The organism is Roseobacter ponti, from assembly GCF_012932215.1.
In the GTDB taxonomy this organism is placed as follows: Bacteria; Pseudomonadota; Alphaproteobacteria; order Rhodobacterales; family Rhodobacteraceae; genus Roseobacter; species Roseobacter ponti.
The window spans coordinates 1622589-1642670 of record NZ_CP048788.1; the positions used below are offsets into that span (position 1 = coordinate 1622589).

Here is a 20082-nt window from a genome sequence, read left to right on the forward strand (position 1 = left end):
GGGGCGATCGCTGTGTCCCCATGCATTATGGGTGGCACGATCACCGGAGCAGGTCAACGGCGCAGATTATTTCAGGCAGGCTCCGGTCAGCAGCAGGGCGTGGGTGTCAGGGGGCAGCTGGCCGAGCTGCTCAAAGAACCGGATGAAATCAAACACCGGATAGCTTTCCGCGATTTTCCCGCCCACGATGCGCATTGAAACCTGCTGATAGGCGGTGACGTGGTCGCCGGTATCGCAGCGCTGGCAGGTTATCTCCATCATCGCGCTGATCCAGTCGCCTTCCTCAATCGTGTGCAGGATGTTCACCCTGATCCCTGTGACGAAGGTGGAGAGGATTGTCAGCCATTCTTTGAGTTCTCCTGTCGCGGTCGCAAAATCAGGAAGGAGGGCATAGCCGCCGGAATAGCTGTTGCCGCCCTGATTCACAAAAAATCGCGGGATCTCGTCAAGCTCGCCTGCTTCCCAGACGGTGGCATACCAGTTGCGCAGGGTGTCGTTTTTTGAGGTCATGGTAAAATCTGTTTTTCCTGCGCAACCTTAGCGCGCAGAGATTTACAGCCCGTTAAACGGGTTTGTGGCCAGACGGGATACAGTCGTTCACGCTCACCATTTAGCGGCAAACGCGACCATTCGACTATCGGGGAGGTTTAGGTGCAGGCTTCTGTTGCCAGGTGCCTGCGAACCCCGCCTCAGGTCGCTAAACCAGAGGAGTTAAGTTTCAGTGGCTGAAACCGCTTACGCGGCCATCGCTACTGGAGCACGATTGTCATTTGCAATTGTACATTTTGAACCGATAACGGTGGTATCTCACCGGGACAAAGCAACACCTTTAGACGTTCGTCGATCCTGTTTCGGCCCCATGATCCCCAAATGAAGGATGTTGGTGGAGCCGCCGGGTACCGCCCCCGGGTCCGATCCGCTTATTACGAGCGCGTTTATGTCCATAGTCCCGAAGGACATCTCAGATATAGGTCAGACCGCCGCGAATCTCAAGGGGCAAGACGCCTTAACAATGTCCGGGAGGGGCGGTGTGTTAATTAAAATTTACTATTTAAAAACAAATGGATAAAATCAATAATTAATGTAATTTCACGGTACGGAATTCAGCGGTAATTCACAAATTATCACGCGCTGGCGGGCCGGGCATCTGCAACTGATGCCCGCTCAGCTGAGATTTGCAGCCAGAAACCAGATGGCAAGTGCTGCTTCAATTCCGCCAAAGATCAGCACTTTGCGCAGGGGCGGCTTGTCAAAGATGAGCGACACGACGCGGCCCACAGCGGCACCGGCGAACGCAAAGCCGATCATCGCCCATGCCAGCGGCGCATCCAGCCAGAGCGCCGCAAGCCCTGCAGCTACAAATAACCCACCCACGGAGGCGCGCATCTCGCTCAGCCCCATGGTGGTGTCTGTCGGCGCCAGATCGAGTGCTCCGGCGGTGTAGCGGGGTGCGATAAAGCCGAACAATCCAAACCCGATGGTCAGCAGCCCCGCGATGATGTTCACAATATCAATCATGTCGCCGGACGTAGCAGCACAGTCAGGCAGGGCAAGGTCCTTGCCTCGGATTGACAGAGAAGCCCTGCATTCTCGGGCAGTATTTGCCTGTGAAATTATTGCCTGAGGGAAATTTTATGTCTGATGCGCTGATCGGACAGATCCCGAAAGGCCTCGACGATATGGCGAGGCGGCTGGAGAAACATGAAACGCCGTCACTGTCGAAGCCCCGGTAAAAAAACCCGTCGGACATTCTTCGTATGGTCTGCCTGCCTGCGGCCTTCGTCGTGGCGGCCTGCCGGTTTTACGGCCGTGTACGGCTCAAGATGCAGTTGCCGGACGTGGCCACCGTTGCTGTCGCGCGGGGCAGGCTTTCGGAATTACAGGATCTGCGCGCGGAAATATTTATTCAGCAGGCCGTGGGGGCAGATGCCGGGATCGCTGGGCTCCTCGAAGCCAGGGCAAGCTGTCGCGATCGTCTTGTGCAGGAGAGCCGCAGGTACCGGGTAGCGCTGCCTGGATACTTCACCGACCGAGAGACGCTGCTGCCGGCCGAAGAGCAGCACCTCAGCGGGCGGCCGGTAGAAGCGCTGGAGGTGGTGACGGCCCTGAACGCGGAAGGCCTGGTGCAGTTGGCTGATATGGCCCGGTTCAGAGGCAGCCTGCCGGGCGCGCAGGGCCCTGCGCAGGATCTTGAAGCCGCCCGGGAGGCATTCAAAAATGCGCGCGGGCATGGCGAAAATCTTGCCAGTGAAGCCGGCAGGCAGCAGATCCGCGCCAAGGAGACCTGCAGCCAGCTGTTCATGGGGCTTTCGGAAAACATCGGGTGCGACTGGTCCGCCCCGTTCGCAGATGTGCTCAAAGACCTGCTGGAAAACGACCCGGATGCCTGTAACCTTCGCGTGCTCGATGGCGATGCCAGGATGATGCCGACGACCTTTGAAGCGCACTGTTCTTAACTGCCTGCGGCGCGGGCCGCGAAAACGCTTTTTGCCAGCGCCTGGGTTTCAGCCTCAAGCGCTGTAAGCGCCGCAAGCGTGGTTGCGCCGTCCTGTGCCTCAATGGCGTCGGCCACGCCGGTGTGCAGGCCAATGATACGGGCGCGGTCGCGTGCGGTGAAGGTGATCATATTCATAAGTGGCTGCATGGCCTCAACGGCACCTGCGAGCTGATAGCTGAGGACCGGATTGCCCGCGCCATCGACAAGTGCGCGGTGAAAGGCCACGTCGGAGGCGCAAAAGGCCTCGTCTGTCAGACCCGGCTGGCTCTGGCGATGGATTTCGGCGCGCATTGTCGCAAGGTGATCCGCCGTCCGGCGTTCCGCCGAGAGCGGCGCACAGGCACGTTCCAGCGCATAGCGCGCTTCGCAGGCGGTCCCGAAACTCACAGCGTTCATGCTCAGGAGCAGCGTCGAGGTAGTGATCTGCTGCGGATAGGCCTGCTCAAAGCTCAGCCGGTTCACGAAAGCGCCTCCCGTCGCGCCGCGCTGCGTGCGGATCAGCGACTGTGCAGCCAGACGTTTCAGGGCTTCACGCACCGTTGAGCGCGATACGTCGAACTGCTCGGCAAGCTCGGCCTCTGACGGCAGACGCTCATCGACGATGAGCGTGCCCGCAACGATTGCATCGCGGATGGCACCTGCAATCTGAGCGGACAGGTCAGCGGGTTTTCCGGGGTCGGTTTTCATATGTCTGACAATTAATGTTTGCCCGATTTCTAATTGTCTGCCATTTGGAAAGCAAGACAAAGGGGAGTGGCCCATGCAGGGGATCATCCGGACATCGCTCTGGCTCGGATTTTTCGCGACCGTTCTGGCGGCGTGGTGGGCGATGTATGTGATGAGTACGGGCATGGATCTTGATCTGCTCGGCCGTCCCGGAGAGGCGGGCGCACGCATGGCTGCGATGGACCCGCGCATGCCGATGTATATGCCGATGGCAAACTTCGGCCCGCTTTTTGCGATGTGGGCGGTGATGATGGCCGCGATGATGCTGCCCACACTGGTGCCGACGCTGCGCGCCTATGAAGATCTGATGGTAAGTGCTGATGGCAGCCGGGCAGGGTGGCTGGGTGTGCTCGCGGGCTATTTCGCCGTCTGGGTGGCCTTTGCCGCCGTGATCAGCGGTGCACAGATAGCGCTGCTTTACGGTGGCCTGATCGACATGCTGGGCATCGCGCGCTCACCGCTGGTGGCGGGCGGTATGCTGGTGGCGGTCGGCGCGTTTCAGTTCACGCGCACCAAAGAGATCTGTCACGGGGTCTGTCACGCCCCCACGCACTATTTTCTGGGGCACTGGCGCACGGGCGCTGCCGGCGGGCTGCGCATGGGGCTGGGACTCGGGGCGTTTTGTGTCGGGTGTTGCTGGGGCTTTATGGTGCTGGGGTTCGTCGGCGGGGTGATGAACCTCGCCTGGATGGGTCTGGCCACGCTCTTTATGGTCATCGAAAAGCTGCCACAGGTGGGGCATTATGTAACGCGGCCCCTCGGGCTTGCGCTGATCGCAGCGGGGGTTGCCCTGCCGCTGTGGTCAGTTTTCACAGGAGGATAGAATATGGCGAAAAACCGCAAGCCGGATGCAGACAGGCTGCGCATCAGCCAGCGCATCGATCAGCGGATGCCCAACCCGGGCCGGCGGCAGATGAGCCCGACCGAATGGGCGATCAGGGGCGAGCTCTTCATGAACTGCTCGTGCGATGTGTTCTGTCCCTGCGTGGTCAGCCTTGGCAGGCACCCGCCTACTGAAGGCGACTGCAAAGCCTGGATGGCGATCGTGATCGACGAGGGCCATTTCGAGGGCGAGGATCTTTCGGGCCTGCAGATCGGCCTAATGGTCGAGATCCCCGGGCGCATGGCCGAAGGCAACTGGAAGGTTGCGGCCTACGTGGACGAGCGCGCGTCAGGCAAAGCCTATAACGGCATCCTGCAGATTTTCTCCGGGGCCGCCGGTGGCACCACCGGGCTTTTCACGATGCTGGTCAGCGAAATCATCGGTGCCGAACGCGCGCCGGTGCAGATCGAGCGCGACGGCAATCGCCGCCGCATCACCATCGGCCGCAAAATCGAAGGCGAGATCGAAGCGATTACCGGAGCAGACCGCGACCAGCCGGTCATGATTACCAATTCAAAATACTGGATGGGCCCGGATATCGTGGCCGCGCGCGGCCTGAAAAGCAAAGTGCGCGATTATGGTCGGATCTGGGACTTCGGCGGCAAATCGGCAGAGATCTGCGCGATTGACTGGAAAGGTCCGAACCCGTGATCGACCCGGGTTATGTGCGTATGATGGCGCGGTATAACAGCTGGCAGAACAGCCAGCTGATGCCGCTCCTGCAGGACATGACCCTCGGGGAACTCGCGCAGGACCGCGGCGCATTTTTTGGTGGACTGCTGAGCACGGCCAATCATCTGCTCTGGGGCGATACACTCTGGATGAGCCGGTTTGATCCCTCGGTTGTGCCGCCCGCAGCCGGCATACCTGAAAGCACGACCATGCATCCGACGGCGGGTGCATGGGCCGCGGACCGCTTCAGGTTAGACGGCAAAATCCGCTTCTGGGCAGACGGGGTGCGCCGTGTCGATCTCAAAGGGGATATGACCTGGTATTCCGGTGCAATGGGGCGCGAGGTCACTTGTCCGGTGGCAAAGGCAATTGTGCATTTCTTCAATCACCAGACACACCACCGGGGTCAGATCCACGTGATGATCACCGGCATGGGTATGAAAGCCCCGGTCAGTGATCTCTTTTATTTGCCTGAGGATGATTGAGATGGCAGTCATATCTCCTTCGCGGCGCCTGCGGCGCACACCTTTTTCCGATGGTGTCGAGGCCGCCGGTGTCAAAGCCTATACAGTCTATAACAGGATGCTGCTGCCCACAGTCTTTGAAAGCGTTGAGGCGGATTACCACCACCTGAAGAACCACGTGCAGGTCTGGGATGTTTCAGTTGAACGGCAGGTGGAGCTGCGCGGGCCGGATGCCGCAAGGCTGATGCAGATGCTGACGCCCCGCGATCTGCGCGGCATGCTGCCGGGGCGGTGTTTTTATGTGCCTATCGTGGATGAAACGGGCGGCATGCTGAACGATCCGGTGGCAGTGAAACTTGCCGAGGACCGGTGGTGGATCTCGATTGCCGACAGCGATCTGCTGCTTTGGGTCAAGGGGATTGCCAACGGCTACCGGCTGGATGTGCTCGTTGATGAGCCGGACGTGAGCCCGCTGGCCGTACAGGGGCCCAAAGCCGATGATCTGATGGCCCGGGTTTTCGGCGCCTCGGTGCGGGACGTGAAGTTTTTCCGCTTCGGGCTCTTTGAGTTCGAGGGCCGCGAATTTGTCATCGCGCGGTCCGGTTACTCAAAACAGGGCGGCTTTGAGATTTACGTAGAAGGGGCGGACATTGCCATGCCGCTCTGGGACGCGCTTTTTAAAGCGGGCGAGGATCTGGAGGTGCGCGCGGGCTGTCCCAATGCCGTTGAGCGCATTGAGGGCGGATTGCTCTCATACGGCAATGATATGACGGATGACAATACGCCGCATGAATGCGGGCTGGGGCGCTTTTGCGACACACAGACGGCGATTGGCTGTATCGGTCGGGATGCGCTTCTGAGGGTCGCCAAGGAGGGCCCGCTTCAGCAGATCCGCGCGATGACGATTGACGGCGACAGAGTGCCGTCCTGTGACCGGGCCTGGCCTGTTTACGGCGACGGACACAAGGTGGGGCAGATCACCTCGGCCGCCTGGAGCCCGGATCATCACACGAATGTGGCCATCGGTATGGTGCGCATGACGCATTGGAACAGTGGCACCGTGCTCGAGGTTGAGACCCAGGACGGGATGCGCGAAGCTGTAGTCCGCCCGGGGTTCTGGGCCTGAGGAATGAAAGCAGAACGGCCCTTCGGGGAGGATATTTTGAAGCCAGAGAAAAAAGGGGCGGGGCCCCGGATCGGAGATAAGATGTTCAGGGCACTTGTTGTCAGCAAGGATGAAGAGAGCGGCAAGACCTCCGCTGCCGTAGAAGAAATTTCCGCCGACCGGTTGCCGGAGGGTGATGTAACCGTTGCGGTTGAGTATTCCACGGTAAATTACAAAGACGGGCTTTGCATCGGGCCAGGCGGTGGGCTGGTGCGGAATTATCCGCATGTGCCGGGGATCGATTTTGCCGGAACAGTGGAGGCCTCGGATGATGACCGCTACAAGACCGGCGATAAGGTGGTGCTGACCGGCTGGCGCGTGGGCGAAGCGCACTGGGGGGGGTATGCGCAGAAGGCCCGGGTGAAGGCGGACTGGCTGGTGCCGCTGCCGGACGGGCTTGATACCCGGCAGGCAATGGCTGTGGGCACGGCGGGGTTTACGTCGATGCTTGCGGTGATGGCGCTGGAAGATCACGGGCTGAAAGCGGGTGATGGTCCTGTGCTCGTGACCGGAGCTGCGGGCGGCGTGGGCTCGGTGGCTGTGGCTGTTCTGGCAGCACTTGGACATGAGGTTGCGGGTGTGACAGGCCGGCCTGAGACGGCTGATTATCTGAGATCGCTCGGAGCCACGCAGATTGTCGCGCGCGAGGAGATCAATGAGACGGTGAAACGCCCGCTGGAGGGCGAGACCTGGGCCGGCTGTGTCGATGCGGTGGGTGGCGAGATGCTGGCGCGGGTGCTGGGGCAGATGAAGTATGGGGCTTCGGTCTCGGCTGTCGGTCTCGCCGGGGGCGCAGGGTTACCTGCGACGGTCATTCCGTTCCTGCTGCGCGGCGTGAACCTGCTCGGCATCGATTCTGTGATGCAGCCCTATGACAACCGGCTGCGCGCCTGGAAGCGTATCGCGTCTGATCTGCCGATGGATAAGCTCGAAAGCATGGTGCAACCGGCGACGCTGGATGATCTGCCCGGGCTCGGTACCGATATCCTCAAAGGTCAGGTCAAGGGCCGTGTGGTTGTTGACGTAAATGGCTGAGACATCCCGCTGTGATGTGAAAAAGGACGCCGCAGACCGGCGTCCCTTTTCTGTTCCTGCAATGCCGTGAAGAGGTGACCCTCACAGGTTATGGGCACACAGAACCCTGGCAGAGCCGGTTTCCGGTCGAACGCGGTGTTCCCAAAACTGACTGCCGTGACACAATGCGGGATGAAGGGTACGGGAGCATGGCGACAGATCCGGACTGAAGGTGTTGCGGACAGGAGCTGCCGGATATCACAGGACCATCAGACCCGACAGGATCCGGGCCCCCGGTGGTTGTCGGCGCGATTGATGGCTTGACTGCCGGGGCTGGTCGGTAAAACCATGCGCGCATGATACTTGATACAGATTTCGTGCGGGCACAGTTTCCCGCCTTTGCCGTGCCGGACCTCCAGGGTCAGGCATTTTTCGAAAATGCAGGTGGATCATATGCCTGCGCGCCGGTGATCGACAGGCTCACGCGCTTTTACACCGAACGCAAAGTGCAGCCCTACGCGCCCTATACCGCGAGCCGGCTGGGCGGGGAGGAGATGGATGAGGCGCGCGCCAGGATGTCCGCAATTCTGGGCGTTGATGGTGATGAGCTGAGTTTTGGCCCTTCTACCACGCAAAACATTTACGTGCTGGCCCAGGCCTTTGCCGGGATGATGGCACCAGGTGAAGCGATTGTCGTCACCAGTCAGGATCACGAAGCCAATTCCGGCCCCTGGCGGCGCCTTACAGAGCGCGGCATCGACATCCGGGAATGGAAAATAAATCCGGAGACCGGGCACCTCGATCCGGACGATCTGGAGGCAATACTCGATGAAAAAGTACGGCTGGTGTGCTTTCCGCATTGCTCGAACGTGGTTGGCGAGATCAACCCGGTTACTGAGATCACCGCGCTTGCCCATGCGGCCGGGGCCTTTACCTGCGTGGACGGCGTGTCTTATGCGCCGCACGGGTTTCCGGATGTGGGTGCGCTGGGCCCTGATATCTACCTTTTTTCGGCGTATAAAACCTATGGTCCGCACCAGGGGCTGATGGTGATCCGGCGGGCGCTGGGCAACCTGCTGCCGAACCAGGGACACCACTTCAACGGGGGTGCGCTGGAAAAGCGGTTCACGCCGGCAGGTCCCGACCATGCCCAGGTCGCGGCCTGTGCGGGCATGGCCGATTATGTGGACGCGCTTTATGCGCATCACTTCTCTGATGAGGCGGCACCTGTGGCGCGTGGCCAGGCGGTGCATGATCTGATGCGCGCGCATGAGCAGAAGCTGCTGGCGCCATTACTGGAGGCCGTTTCTGCGCGCAATTCGGTGCGCCTGATCGGGCCTGCGGATGCAGAAAACCGGGCGCCCACAGTCGCGCTTGCGCTCAATGCGCATGCTGAGGACGTGGCGGCAAAGCTCGCCGAACACGGCGTGATGGCGGGGGGCGGTGATTTTTATGCCGGGCGGCCGCTGAGTGCGATGGGGGTGGATCCGGACAAGGGAGTTCTGCGTCTGAGCTTCACCCATTACACCAGCAAAGCCGAGATTGATCAGTTGATCGGAGCACTTGACGCAGTGTTATAGGTGGGCAGGTGTGATCCGGGGGCTATCTGCCTCCGTACAAGTTAACACACCGCGCAAAGGCCGATCCACGTGAGTAAATCCCCCGTCCTCGTCTGGTTCCGTCGTGATCTGCGGCTGAGCGATCATCCTGCGCTGAGTGCGGCGGCCGGGAGCGGGCGGCCGGTCATCCCGGTATTTATTCATGATGATCAGGTCACGGGTCTGGGTGCTGCTCCGAAATGGCGGCTTGGTCTCGGACTGGAACACTTTGCGCAGAGCCTTGGTGAGAAAGACAGCCGGCTCATCTTGCGCCGGGGCAATGCGCGGGAAGAGTTGCGGCGGCTGATTTCGGAGACAGGTGCCGCCGCGGTATTCTGGACGCGTCTTTATGATCCGGATGCGGTGGCGCGCGACAGCGACATCAAATCCGAACTGAAGGACGAAGGCATCGACGCGCGGTCTTTTGGCGGTCATCTGATGTTCGAGCCATGGACGGTCGAAACGAAAACAGGCGGCTATTACAAAGTTTACACACCCTTCTGGAATATGGTGAAGAGCCGGGATGTGGAGCCCCCTCTGAGCGCGCCCGGTCCGTTGAAGGCGCCGGAGGCCTGGCCTGACAGCGATGCGCTTGCAGACTGGAACTTGGCGGCCGCAATGCAGCGTGGCGCCGATGTGGTGCGCCCTTACGTGCGGCTAGGAGAGCAGGCGGCGCAGGCGCGCCTGGGTGGTTTCATCTCCGGCATCGTTGAAAACTACGACAAAACCCGTGACCTGCCAGGCACAGATGGCACCTCGGGGCTTTCTGAGAACCTGTCGCTTGGCGAGATCAGCCCGCATCAGTGCTGGCACGCCGGGCAACGGGCGCGCGAGGAAGGCAAAAAGGGTGCCGAGACATTTCTCAAGGAACTGGTGTGGCGTGAGTTCGCCTATCACCTGATGCACCACACGCCGCGCATCCTTGACGGAAACTGGAAAGAAGACTGGGATGCCTTTCCCTGGAAAACCGACGAACGGCTCAGTGAGATCAAAGCGTGGAAACAGGGGCGCACCGGCATTCAGTTTGTAGATGCAGCGATGCGCGAAATGTATGTCACGGGCCGGATGCACAATCGCGGCCGGATGATCGTCGCCAGTTACCTGACCAAGCATCTGATGACGCACTGGAAGGTCGGACAGGCATGGTTTGAGCACTGCCTGATCGACTGGGACCCGGCGAGCAATGCGATGGGCTGGCAGTGGTCGGCAGGCTCCGGCCCTGATGCCACACCTTACTTCAGGGTCTTCAATCCGGTCACCCAACTCGACAAGTTTGACAGGAACCGCGCATACGCCGGACGCTGGATTGCCGAGGGCCGCAGCAAACCTTCAGTAGAGGCACTGTCGTATTTTGATGCGATCCCGCGCCGCTGGCACATGGCTCCTGATGATGAATATCCCGCTCCGGTTGTGCCGGTAGATGAGGGCCGCAAAAAAGCGCTTTCTGCTTATGAAAACAGGGGCTTCTGAAACTTCTGCTCCCACGCTATCGTACCTGTCATTACCAGACGCATGCCCCTGTAAAACGAGAATAATACCCATGATCCATACTTCCACTGACGGCCAGAGCGATCTTCCGCGCTATTTCCCAAGGGTCTTTTCTATGGCTCAGGAGATGAACAACGGCAGGATCGATTTTCTTCTGCCCGATGGCCGCGTATTCCGGGCGGAAGGTCACAGCCCCGGCCCGGTGGCCGAGATGGAAATCCACAATGACGAGCTTTTTGCGAGGCTGATCCGTGAGGGCGATCTCGGTTTTTGCGATGCTTATCTGGATGCCTGGTGGTCCACGCCCGATCTGCAGGCTTTTATGGATCTCGTGCATGCGGATAACGAGGGTGTTTACGACGGTTTTCCCGGCATGGCGCTGGTGCGTAATTTTGAAAAGCTGCGGTTCTGGCTGCAGCGCAATCACAAAGGCCAGGCGCGGAAAAACATCAGCTATCACTATGACCTTGGTAATGAATTTTACCGGCTTTGGCTGGACGACACGATGACCTATTCCTCGGCGTTGTTCCGGACCGGTCAGGAAAGCACTGAAAATGCGCAGATCGCCAAATATAAATCTCTCGTGGACGAAATGGGCGTGCAGCCTGGCGATCATATTCTTGAGATCGGCTGTGGATGGGGCGGCTTTGCAGAGTACGCCGCCCGGGAGCGGGGCCTGAAAGTCACAGGGCTGACAATCAGTGAGGAGCAGTTTAAATATGCAATGGAACGTATTGAAAAGGCAGGGCTTTCGGATCTGGTGAACTTCAAGCTGCAGGACTACCGCGATGAGCGCGGAACCTATGACGGTGTGGCCTCAATCGAGATGTTCGAGGCAGTCGGTGAGAAATACTGGCCTGTCTATTTCGAGACGCTGCGCGATCGGCTGAAGCCCGGCAAGACCGCCACGCTGCAGATCATCACTGTCGCTGACCGGCGCTGGCAGGTTTACAAGCGCGGCGTTGATTTCATTCAGAAATATATCTTCCCGGGCGGCATGTTGCCCAGCCCCGGAGCCCTGAAGGCTCAGATCCACCGCGCCGGCCTGGGCGTTGAGCGTTCGGTGGAGTTCGGTCACAGCTATTCAATCACGCTGCGACGCTGGCATGAAACCTTCAATGAGAAATGGGACCAGATCAGTGGCATGGGATTTGACGACCGCTTCCGGCGGATGTGGAATTTCTACCTCACCTCCTGTGCTGCGACCTTCGACAGCACCAACTGCGATGTCACGCAGATCACCGTGAAGCGGCCCGGCTGAGAAAAACACCCTGAAATTGCCGTAAATTATCCCTTTTTGCGCCCGGAGTTGAAAATAGACAGGCGGGTGACAGGCCGTTAAACCGGATTTAACCCGGGTCCGGTCTAATGCTCGTGAAAGGGAAATGAGATGCCCGACGCCGCTAAACTTGTTGCTGCCGCGCTTATTGGTCTGCTGGCCTTTATCGTGTCGTTTCAGATTATTCCGCTTTTCCCCGAAAGCGTGGCCTTTGGCAATTTCGCTTTTTACAATGCCGTTCTGGGCATTGTCACCGGCTGGGTCGTGATGGGAAAACGCGCCGGTCGCGGTGTGACGGCTGCGGTGAACAACGGTCTGGGGGGCGCGATGATGCTGACCCTCTGGGGTCTCTTTATCTATTCCTGTGCCCAGATGTTCGACCGTGCAATGGACAACTGGTACAACGGGGCCTTCACGGCGCTTGGTGCCATCTTTGAATTCATGGCTGAATACGCGCTTGTGATTATGGACACCAAAGTGATCACCAGCCTCGTGGTCGGCGGCATCTTTGCCGGACTTCTGACAGAATTCGCCTGGCGTACCTGGCGGTGAGCTGAGGGGGCATGGGGCGGCCACTTTTTGTTTTCGGAACACTGATACATCCGCCTTTGCTGGAGGCCGTGGTAGGGGATGCGGCGCATCTGACGCTGACCCCGGCACGACTTACGGGATACAGGGTCAGCGGCGTGGCCGGAGGCTCCTTTCCCGGCATCGAAAGCGATCCCGACTGCTTTGCCGATGGCATGATCATCGACGGCCTAAGGGCGGCGGACAGGGCACGCCTCGATTACTACGAAAAAGCTTTTGATTACGCACGCGAAGGGGCGTTGCTCGCGGACGGCCGGCAAGTTGACGTCTATCTGCCGGCGCAGGACACATGGACGCTGCGCGGCGCCTGGTCGCTCGAGGACTGGATCCGCGATGAGAGTGAGATCAGCCTGCGCGCCGCGCGTGAGATCATGGAATATATCGGGCGCAAATCGCCTGCAGAGACAGGCCGGATGTTTCCGATGATCCGCGCCCGTGCCTGGTCATCGATCAATGCTAGAAAAAGCCGCCACGGTGCGGATACTCTTCACGGCAGGGTCACGGTGACACGGCATGAACGCCCATATGCAGGCTATTTTGCGGTGGATGAATTCGTGCTGAAACACGAGCGATTTGACGGCAGCATGTCTCAGGAAGTGCTGAGAGCGGTGTTTCGCGCGCCCGATGCGGCGCTGGTGCTGCCCTATGACCCGGTGCGCGACAGGGTGCTTTTGGTAGAACAGATCCGAATGGGGCCACTTGCGCGCGGCGACCGCAGCCTGTGGCAGTTGGAACCGGTCGCCGGCAGGCTTGATCCCGGTGAGGCACCGCAGGATGCAGCACGGCGCGAAGCGCAGGAAGAGGCCGGTCTTGAGATAGGTGAGATGTGGCCGATTGCCGAAACCTACTGTTCGCCGGGTAACTCTTCGGAATTCTATTATATTTACCTCGGGTTTGCTGATCTGCCTGACCGCGCCGCCGGAACCGGCGGGCTTGAGGCTGAACACGAGGATATCCGCTCGCATCTTCTGTCCTTTGACGCCCTGATGATGATGTGTGATGCGCAACGGGCGGCTAATGCCCCGCTTGTCATGGCCGCCTACTGGCTTGCCCGCCACCGTGACCGGTTGCGGCGAGAGGCGGGTATTGCCGGCCTGAGATAAACCACCCGGGCCCGGTAAACTCTGATCGGCTTTGACTTGAGGTCGGAGGGTGGCGGGGCTAGGTATCGGGGGCACATCTATCAGGGGGCACAGGCATGCACGTTGCAAAAGATCTCGCGCAGGCGATCGGAAACACACCGCTGATCCGGCTGAGAGAGGCCAGCGAAGCCACCGGCTGTGAGATCCTGGGCAAGGCTGAGTTCATGAACCCCGGCCAGTCGGTCAAGGACCGTGCGGCGCTCTTCATTATCCGCGATGCCATGGCAAAAGGTCTGCTGCGTCCCGGCGGTACAATCGTGGAAGGTACGGCCGGCAATACCGGTATCGGTCTGGCGCTCGTCGGTGCGTCGATGGGATTCCGGACCGTGATCGTGATCCCTGAGACGCAGAGCCAGGAGAAAAAGGATATGCTGCGCATCGCGGGGGCCGAGCTTATCCAGGTGCCTGCCGTGCCCTATGCCAATCCCAACAACTACGTGAAATACTCCGGGCGTCTGGCCGAACGGCTGGCGCAGTCTGATCCGAACGGTGCGATCTGGGCGAACCAGTTCGACAATGTGGCCAACCGTCAGGCCCATGTCGAAACCACCGGGCCGGAAATCTGGGAGCAAACCAGCGGCAAAGTGGACGGGTTCATCTGTGCGGTGGGCTCCGGTGGCACGCTGGCAGGCGTGAGCGAGGCCCTGCAGTCCCGTGGTGTGAAAATGGGGCTTGCTGACCCCGAAGGGTCCGGGCTCTATAAGCTTTACACCGGTGAGGAAGCCGGCGGAAATTCGATCACTGAAGGCATCGGGCAGGGACGGATCACCGCAAATCTCGAAGGTTTCACACCCGATTATTGCTATAAAATCCCGGATGCCGAAGCATTGCCGGTCGTGTTTGACCTGCTGCAGAACGAAGGGCTTTGCCTTGGCGGCTCATCCGGCATCAACGTGGCAGGTGCGATGCGGCTGGCCCGCGACCTCGGGCCCGGCCACACCATCGTGACCATTCTGTGCGACTTCGGCACGCGCTATCAGTCCAAGCTCTTTAATCCTGAGTTTCTCTCCGGCAAGGGGCTGCCCGTGCCTGACTGGATGGACCGGGCGCCGGCGAGTATCCCCGGCGTTTTCGAAGACGTATGACAGCTTTCCTGCGCACCCTGGCGGCATGTCTGTTCCTTGCGCTGGCGGGGGCGGCGGCGGCACAGGACCGTCTGACGAGTGACGACACGGTGTACCCGTTCTGGGATTCCATGGCGTCTGAGGCTGAAGAAAGGCTGGCTTCCGGCGACGGCAGTATCGACGAACTGGAAGATCTGCGCCGGCGGATTGCGGCTTTTCGTGAAGAGTTTTCGTCGCGACGCGTAGAGAATGACGCACGTATCGCGACCCTGGAACAGCAGATTTCAGCGCTCGGACCGGAGCCGGAGGACCGGCCGGAATCAGAAGATATTGCAGCACGCCGGGATGAGCTGAAATCACAGCTGCAGGCACTTGAGGCACCGCTGCGCGTGGCTGAAGAGGCTTTCACCCGCTCAGACGGGCTCATCCGCGAGATCGATATGATCATCCGCGAGCGCGAAACCCGCCGGTTGCTGTCGCTGGGCCCGAGCCCGCTCAACCCGCTGCACTGGCCGGCCGCACTCTCGGACATGGGACGCGTGGTGCGTGATCTGAACGACGAAATTGCCTCCGTGCGCGACCCGGTGCGGCGCGAGAGCCTGCGCGAACAGCTGCCGCTTGTGCTGCTGATGACGGCGGTGGCGCTGATGCTGATCATACGCGGGCGTGCCTGGGCCGGCATGGCGCTGTCCTACATGCGCCGCTGGGGCGGACGCGGCACCGGCGTCTGGCGGTTCCTGGTCTCGCTCTTCCGGATCTTCCTGCCGCTCACTGGGGTGCTGTTGCTGACCTATGCGTTCCGCCAGACCGGGCTGCTGGGCAGCCGCATGGAACAGATATTTGAGTTTCTGCCCCTCTGGGGCGGTTTCCTGCTCGGATTTCGCTGGCTTGCCGAACGGCTTTTTTCGCGGGACGAAGAAGAGGCGCTGATTGTGTTATCGGCGGAAAACCGGTCAAGGGCCCGGTTTTACATGCTGATCATCTCGGTGCTTTTTGTATCGCGCGGTGTGGTTGATCTGGTCTTCGGGCTAGAGCATGTCTCCTCGGCCTCGGTCGCCGTCATTGCCTTTCCGATTGTGCTGCTGATGGGAGCCGCCCTTTTCTTCATCGGACTGATGCTGCGCGCCTATGAAGTCCATGGTGAGAGCGACACGGACGAGCCGGTGCGTGGCAGCGGTCTGGCACGCGTGCTGCGCGCGGCCGGAACGCTGGCGATGATTGTTTCGGTGACGGCGCCTGTGATGGCGGCTGCCGGCTATTCAGAAGCAGGCAATGCGCTGCTCTATCCCACCGTGGCAAGTTTCCTCGTTCTTGGCCTCGTCATGGCACTGCAGCGGTTTCTGGCTGACCTTTACGGGCTTGTCTCGGGGCAGGGGGCAGAGGCGCGTGAAGGTCTTGTCGCCATCTTTGCAGGCTTTGTGCTGGTGCTGGCCTCGCTGCCTTTGCTGGCGCTTGTCTGGGGAACAAGGGTTGCCGAACTGGCGGAACTCTGGACGCTTTTCATGCGCGGCTTCGATATCGGCGGGACCCGCATTTCGCCTTCGGACTTCCTGAAGTTCGCGATCATTTTTGCCATCGGTTATACGATCACCAGGCTCATTCAGAGCACGCTGCGCCAGAGTGTGCTGCCCAAGACGCGCATGGATATCGGCGGTCAGAATGCAGTAATCTCCGGTGTCGGTTATCTGGGGATATTTCTGGCCGGGCTCGTGGCCATCACCGGAGCCGGCATTGACCTTTCAGGTCTGGCGATTGTCGCGGGCGCGCTGTCGGTTGGTATCGGGTTTGGTCTTCAGACGATCGTGTCGAATTTCGTATCCGGTATCATTCTGCTGATTGAGCGCCCGATCTCTGAAGGAGACTGGATCGAGGTTGGCGGACAGATGGGATATGTCAAAGATATCTCGGTGCGCTCCACGCGGATCGAGACCTTTGACCGTACCGATGTGATCGTGCCGAACTCCGATCTGGTCTCCGGCACAGTGACCAATTACACCCGGGGAAATACCGTTGGCCGGCTGATCGTCAAGGTCGGCGTGGCCTATGGAACAGACACAAAACGCGTCGAAAAAATCCTGCGCGAAATCGCTGAGGACCAGCCTATGGTGCTGACCAACCCGGCGCCCAATATCGTCTTCAGCGGCTTTGGTGCGGATAGTCTGGATTTTGAGATCCGTGTGATCCTGCGGGATGTGAACTGGATTCTGAACATCCAGACCGATATCAATCATGCTATTGCGAAACGGTTTGCCGAGGAAGGTATCGAGATCCCGTTCGCACAGCGCGATGTCTGGCTGCGCAATCCCGAGACGCTCAAAGCGCCCAAAAACGACGAGGCATGAGCGTGCCGGTTTATCACTCACACCGTTCCCTTCGGAGAGAGGCCGATGCTGTGGTTCCGGCGCTCTCTTATCCGACCTGGTGCGGGCGTTCCGGGGATGCGGGTGAAGTCCCCGGGACGATGGCGCAGCAGAGATCGTAAGTTGCGTCAAGGTTGACGGGGAGATGGATCCGCTTGTCTCTGCCGGAGGTCCGGCCTGCTTGCGATATGGCAGACAGCCGGGCGTTTCGTAAGCTGTTGACGACATGTTCGACGCGATGAACGCACCTTCTATCGGAGAGCAGACGGCGCAAGCGGCATTTGTTGCAAATCCGGGGCTGGTTAAAAGGCTTAGTGTGCAACAACCGCGTGGGGCGCGCGCTTTGCGTCTGATCCGGACTGGCAAAGGCCGCAACCTGATTAATCTGACGCCCTGTGGCGCCACCATGGCGCGCGGCCGGGTGTAACCGGTCTGTTCCTGCCGGGAAAATCGGAAAGAAAACTCGCATGAACCGATGCGTGTGCCTGGATATTGAGCTGCTCTTAACGAGGCCGGCAGGTCGAAATTTGCCTCTTGCAAAGCACGGCGCGGGCAAGGTAAACCGCCCGGACGGAGCGGTGGCCGAGTGGTCGAAGGCGCACGCCTGGAAAGTGTGTAGGCGGGAGACCGTCTCCAGGGTTCGAATCCCTGTCGCTCCGCCACTTGCCCTCGAGAAACGTTGCTGCCAATAGGACTGAAGCCTGATTTTTCCCTCATTTTCAAGGGTTATGCGGTGCGGGCTGAACACCTGTTTCTGTGTTGGGTGGACCTTTAGTTCTCTTTGGGACGATGTTCTCTGAACCTCATGACTTTCCGAATTTGGTGAATTTTTTGTAAGGCGTTGTTCCTTATCCGGTATTTTGGAAGTCGGAAACTCCGTTCGATATCAGTCTTGTTCGACCAAATGAAACCGAAATCAAAATCATTGTCGCCACTATCACTTCGGGGAACTCTAGCGAACACGGTTTACCGCGATACCGCCATGAACTGGGCTTCACTACGGGCGGGAAGCGGTCATTCGCTGCGAGCGCAAGGTGGCAAGTCGAAACAAGGAAAGCAGTCATTTGCCACCGGCAGTATCAAGACAGTGATACGATGATGCGCACCAGAATCGGCAGCTCGCAGAACGTTAACTTTGCAAACTTCAAATTTAGCTGCAGATTTCACTTGCCTTTAAGAACTTCGACATCATATGATGTTGAAAATCTTAAAGGGGTCGAGCATTGCCGACATTCAACACCGTGATTGTCTCCACGCTGGTAGACGTAGAAAACCGCCTTGAGGACTTTGGCTGCACGCGCCAACAGATCAAGGCTATCGGACATACTGCCCGCGCCTACGCAGACGACGCCAGCCCTTCTATGCCGCAAAACGCGGCCGGCATGCTGTCCTATATTCACGGTGTTGGCGAACTGCGCCAACAGCTTGTCGGGTCCGACTACCTCCCAGACCGAGCCTGCGGTGTCGAATCCGTAGTGCGCCGGGATCGTAGCGTGCGCATTGCATTCCAAAATGTTGACAAGAGCTGCGCGGACATGCCGCCGCTGCCTCGGTCTGAAAAGGGTAGCGGTGCTGCTGCGCTGTCGTCTCCCACGCTCTTCGAACATGCTGGCGTTGAAGCCGGTCCCCTGACCGGGGTGCATGACGGAATACGGACATACTATGTGATGGTCGGTCTTGATGGAAGCGTTGAGCTTTCCTGCCCCGTCATCGAGAAGGGCAAGTACGTCGATTGGATCGAGCGAATCTACATTTACTCGCTGGACAGCGACTGGGAGGCAGCGCCGGACACCGATACCGGTCCTATTGATGACTTCGAAATCCAAGTTTCTTTCAAAGACTAATGTTCAACTCAGACCGTCTCAAAACAGCCCGCGAAAGACGGATGCTGACTGCGAAGGGACTCGCAGAGCGCGTAGGCGTGTCAGCGGTAACTCTCTCGAAGTATGAAAACGGGCATGCGCCCGATGAAGCGACCGCAAAGCGCCTTGCCATGGCGCTTTCCTACCCTCTTGATTTCTTTTTCAGAGAGGCACCAGAACGCATTGATACCGATGCGGTGAGTTTCCGCAGTCTGGCCCGCATGAAGGCGAAAGAACGCCGCGCGGCGGAAGCGGCAGGATCGTTGGGAATTGAGCTTTACGAATGGATTGATGCCCGTTTCAATCTGCCCTCCGCTGACCTGATCGACCTGAGCAAAGAGCGCCGCCGCCCGTTTGTCGCCGCGCGCCTTCTGCGCCAGCATTGGGGGCTTGGGGACAGGCCAATTGGCAATGTTCTCAAGCTGATCGAGTCCAAGGGTATTCGCGTCCTGTCTCTATCAGAGGCGACCAAGAACGTTGATGCATACTCCTTTTGGCGCGGGGAACATCCTTACGTTTTCCTAAACCAAGAGAAGACGGCGGAACGATCCATCTTCGACACGGCGCATGAGCTTGGACACCTTGTCTTGCATCATCATGCGGACTCGAAGACTGATAAAGAAGCAGAGACGCAGGCCGACAGGTTCGCATCGGCGTTCCTGATGCCCGAAAGCGACGTAATGGATTATGCGCACCTATTTACGGCGGGGCAGATTATCGCGGCAAAGAAACGGTGGAAGGTGTCCGCCATGGCTTTAGCTTACCGGCTCAACTCGCTGGGCTACATCAGCGAATGGAACTACCGTTCATTGCTGATTGAGCTCGGGAAGCGGGGTTATCGCAGCGGCGAGCCCGACGGGATCGAGCGAGAGGTTTCGACCGTGCTAGCTAAGGTGTTGGCCGCTCTTTGGTCCAAGGGTATGACGAAAGAGAACATTGCTAGAGATCTTGGGATTCCGCTAGAAGAAATAGAAGCTTTGATTTTCCGGCTATCGCCAGATCAAGGCGCCTCGCTTGAGGTTCGCAAGCCTTCCCTGCGAGTGGTCAAATAGAAATACTGCGGTGGCGCAACGTAGCACTAAGGGAAACACACATCTGCGCACCTACGCCGGCCGCAAGTGTCCAATTCTTCGCCGCCCGACACACAAATAATTACGCAGTGAGAACTCATGGGAGATCGGAACATATTGTTCTTTGAAGAAGATCCGGGTGCACATCTCCGTGCCCATCTGCAAGCTGCGGCTGCAGCATTTGGGTGTAACACCAGTGGCGGATAAGGT

Annotated in this window: 18 protein-coding genes, 1 tRNA gene and 1 other RNA gene; 16 read left to right on the forward strand and 4 right to left on the reverse strand. The window is 59.2% G+C overall.

Annotated elements, in window-relative coordinates:
• Window positions 1-66: 66 nt before the first annotated feature.
• The 3 genes from G3256_RS07825 to G3256_RS07835 form a co-directional block, all read right to left on the reverse strand.
• Window positions 67-510: a nuclear transport factor 2 family protein gene (locus tag G3256_RS07825; RefSeq protein ID WP_169640286.1), complete on the reverse strand. Its 444-nt coding sequence runs from the start codon at window positions 508-510 to the stop codon at window positions 67-69.
• Window positions 511-650: 140 nt separating this feature from the next.
• Window positions 651-997: a transfer-messenger RNA gene (ssrA, locus tag G3256_RS07830) on the reverse strand.
• A gap of 167 nt (window positions 998-1164) precedes the next feature.
• Window positions 1165-1518, reverse strand: a complete 354-nt coding sequence (locus tag G3256_RS07835) for a DUF4345 family protein (protein WP_169640287.1) — start codon at window positions 1516-1518, stop codon at window positions 1165-1167.
• Between the two features lie 239 nt (window positions 1519-1757).
• Between G3256_RS07835 and G3256_RS07840 the strand changes: the two genes are divergently transcribed.
• Window positions 1758-2456: a hypothetical protein gene (locus G3256_RS07840; protein WP_169640288.1), complete on the forward strand. Its 699-nt coding sequence runs from the start codon at window positions 1758-1760 to the stop codon at window positions 2454-2456.
• Here G3256_RS07840 and G3256_RS07845 read toward each other — a convergent pair.
• Window positions 2453-3184, reverse strand: coding sequence for a FadR/GntR family transcriptional regulator (locus G3256_RS07845; RefSeq protein WP_169640289.1), 732 nt, complete (start codon window positions 3182-3184; stop codon window positions 2453-2455). The two genes, G3256_RS07840 and G3256_RS07845, sit on opposite strands and share 4 nt — an antisense overlap.
• 73 nt (window positions 3185-3257) lie before the next feature.
• On the opposite strand from G3256_RS07845, the gene G3256_RS07850 reads away from it, so the two are divergent.
• The 15 genes from G3256_RS07850 (at window position 3258) to G3256_RS07920 (ending at window position 19854) form a co-directional block, all read left to right on the forward strand.
• A complete protein-coding gene (locus tag G3256_RS07850) occupies window positions 3258-4046 on the forward strand; it encodes a DUF2182 domain-containing protein (protein ID WP_169640290.1) in 789 nt (262 codons plus the stop codon).
• A gap of 3 nt (window positions 4047-4049) precedes the next feature.
• Complete coding sequence (locus G3256_RS07855) at window positions 4050-4757, forward strand: DUF1326 domain-containing protein (protein ID WP_169640291.1); 708 nt, start codon at window positions 4050-4052, stop codon at window positions 4755-4757.
• Window positions 4754-5263, forward strand: a complete 510-nt coding sequence (locus G3256_RS07860; RefSeq protein WP_246227845.1) for a DinB family protein — start codon at window positions 4754-4756, stop codon at window positions 5261-5263. The genes G3256_RS07855 and G3256_RS07860 overlap by 4 nt, the downstream gene beginning before the upstream one ends.
• A 1-nt stretch (window position 5264) precedes the next feature.
• Window positions 5265-6368, forward strand: a complete 1104-nt coding sequence (locus tag G3256_RS07865) for a dimethylsulfoniopropionate demethylase (protein ID WP_169640292.1) — start codon at window positions 5265-5267, stop codon at window positions 6366-6368.
• Window positions 6369-6449: 81 nt separating this feature from the next.
• A complete protein-coding gene (gene acuI, locus G3256_RS07870) occupies window positions 6450-7442 on the forward strand; it encodes an acryloyl-CoA reductase (protein ID WP_169640293.1) in 993 nt (330 codons plus the stop codon).
• A 335-nt stretch (window positions 7443-7777) separates the two neighbouring features.
• Window positions 7778-9001: an aminotransferase class V-fold PLP-dependent enzyme gene (locus G3256_RS07875; protein WP_169640294.1), complete on the forward strand. Its 1224-nt coding sequence runs from the start codon at window positions 7778-7780 to the stop codon at window positions 8999-9001.
• Window positions 9002-9070: 69 nt separating this feature from the next.
• Complete coding sequence (locus G3256_RS07880) at window positions 9071-10489, forward strand: cryptochrome/photolyase family protein (RefSeq protein WP_169640295.1); 1419 nt, start codon at window positions 9071-9073, stop codon at window positions 10487-10489.
• A gap of 70 nt (window positions 10490-10559) precedes the next feature.
• Window positions 10560-11768, forward strand: a complete 1209-nt coding sequence (locus G3256_RS07885) for an SAM-dependent methyltransferase (RefSeq protein ID WP_169640296.1) — start codon at window positions 10560-10562, stop codon at window positions 11766-11768.
• Window positions 11769-11897: 129 nt separating this feature from the next.
• Window positions 11898-12338, forward strand: a complete 441-nt coding sequence (locus tag G3256_RS07890; RefSeq protein WP_169640297.1) for a TrgA family protein — start codon at window positions 11898-11900, stop codon at window positions 12336-12338.
• Between the two features lie 11 nt (window positions 12339-12349).
• Entirely contained in the window at window positions 12350-13477 is a 1128-nt protein-coding gene (locus G3256_RS07895) for an NUDIX domain-containing protein (protein ID WP_169640298.1), read from the forward strand.
• Window positions 13478-13572: 95 nt separating this feature from the next.
• Complete coding sequence (locus G3256_RS07900; protein WP_169640299.1) at window positions 13573-14601, forward strand: cysteine synthase A; 1029 nt, start codon at window positions 13573-13575, stop codon at window positions 14599-14601.
• Window positions 14598-16922 carry a DUF3772 domain-containing protein gene (locus G3256_RS07905; protein WP_169640300.1) on the forward strand — a complete coding sequence of 775 codons (2325 nt, stop codon included), beginning with the start codon at window positions 14598-14600 and terminating at the stop codon, window positions 16920-16922. Before G3256_RS07900 ends, G3256_RS07905 begins: the two co-directional genes overlap by 4 nt.
• 590 nt (window positions 16923-17512) lie before the next feature.
• Window positions 17513-17602, forward strand: a tRNA-Ser gene (locus tag G3256_RS07910).
• Between the two features lie 561 nt (window positions 17603-18163).
• Window positions 18164-18784 carry a hypothetical protein gene (locus G3256_RS07915; protein ID WP_169640301.1) on the forward strand — a complete coding sequence of 207 codons (621 nt, stop codon included), beginning with the start codon at window positions 18164-18166 and terminating at the stop codon, window positions 18782-18784.
• On the forward strand, window positions 18784-19854 hold the full coding sequence (locus tag G3256_RS07920) for a helix-turn-helix domain-containing protein (RefSeq protein ID WP_169640302.1): 1071 nt from the start codon (window positions 18784-18786) through the stop codon (window positions 19852-19854). The genes G3256_RS07915 and G3256_RS07920 overlap by 1 nt, the downstream gene beginning before the upstream one ends.
• The last annotated feature ends 228 nt before the right edge of the window (window positions 19855-20082 follow it).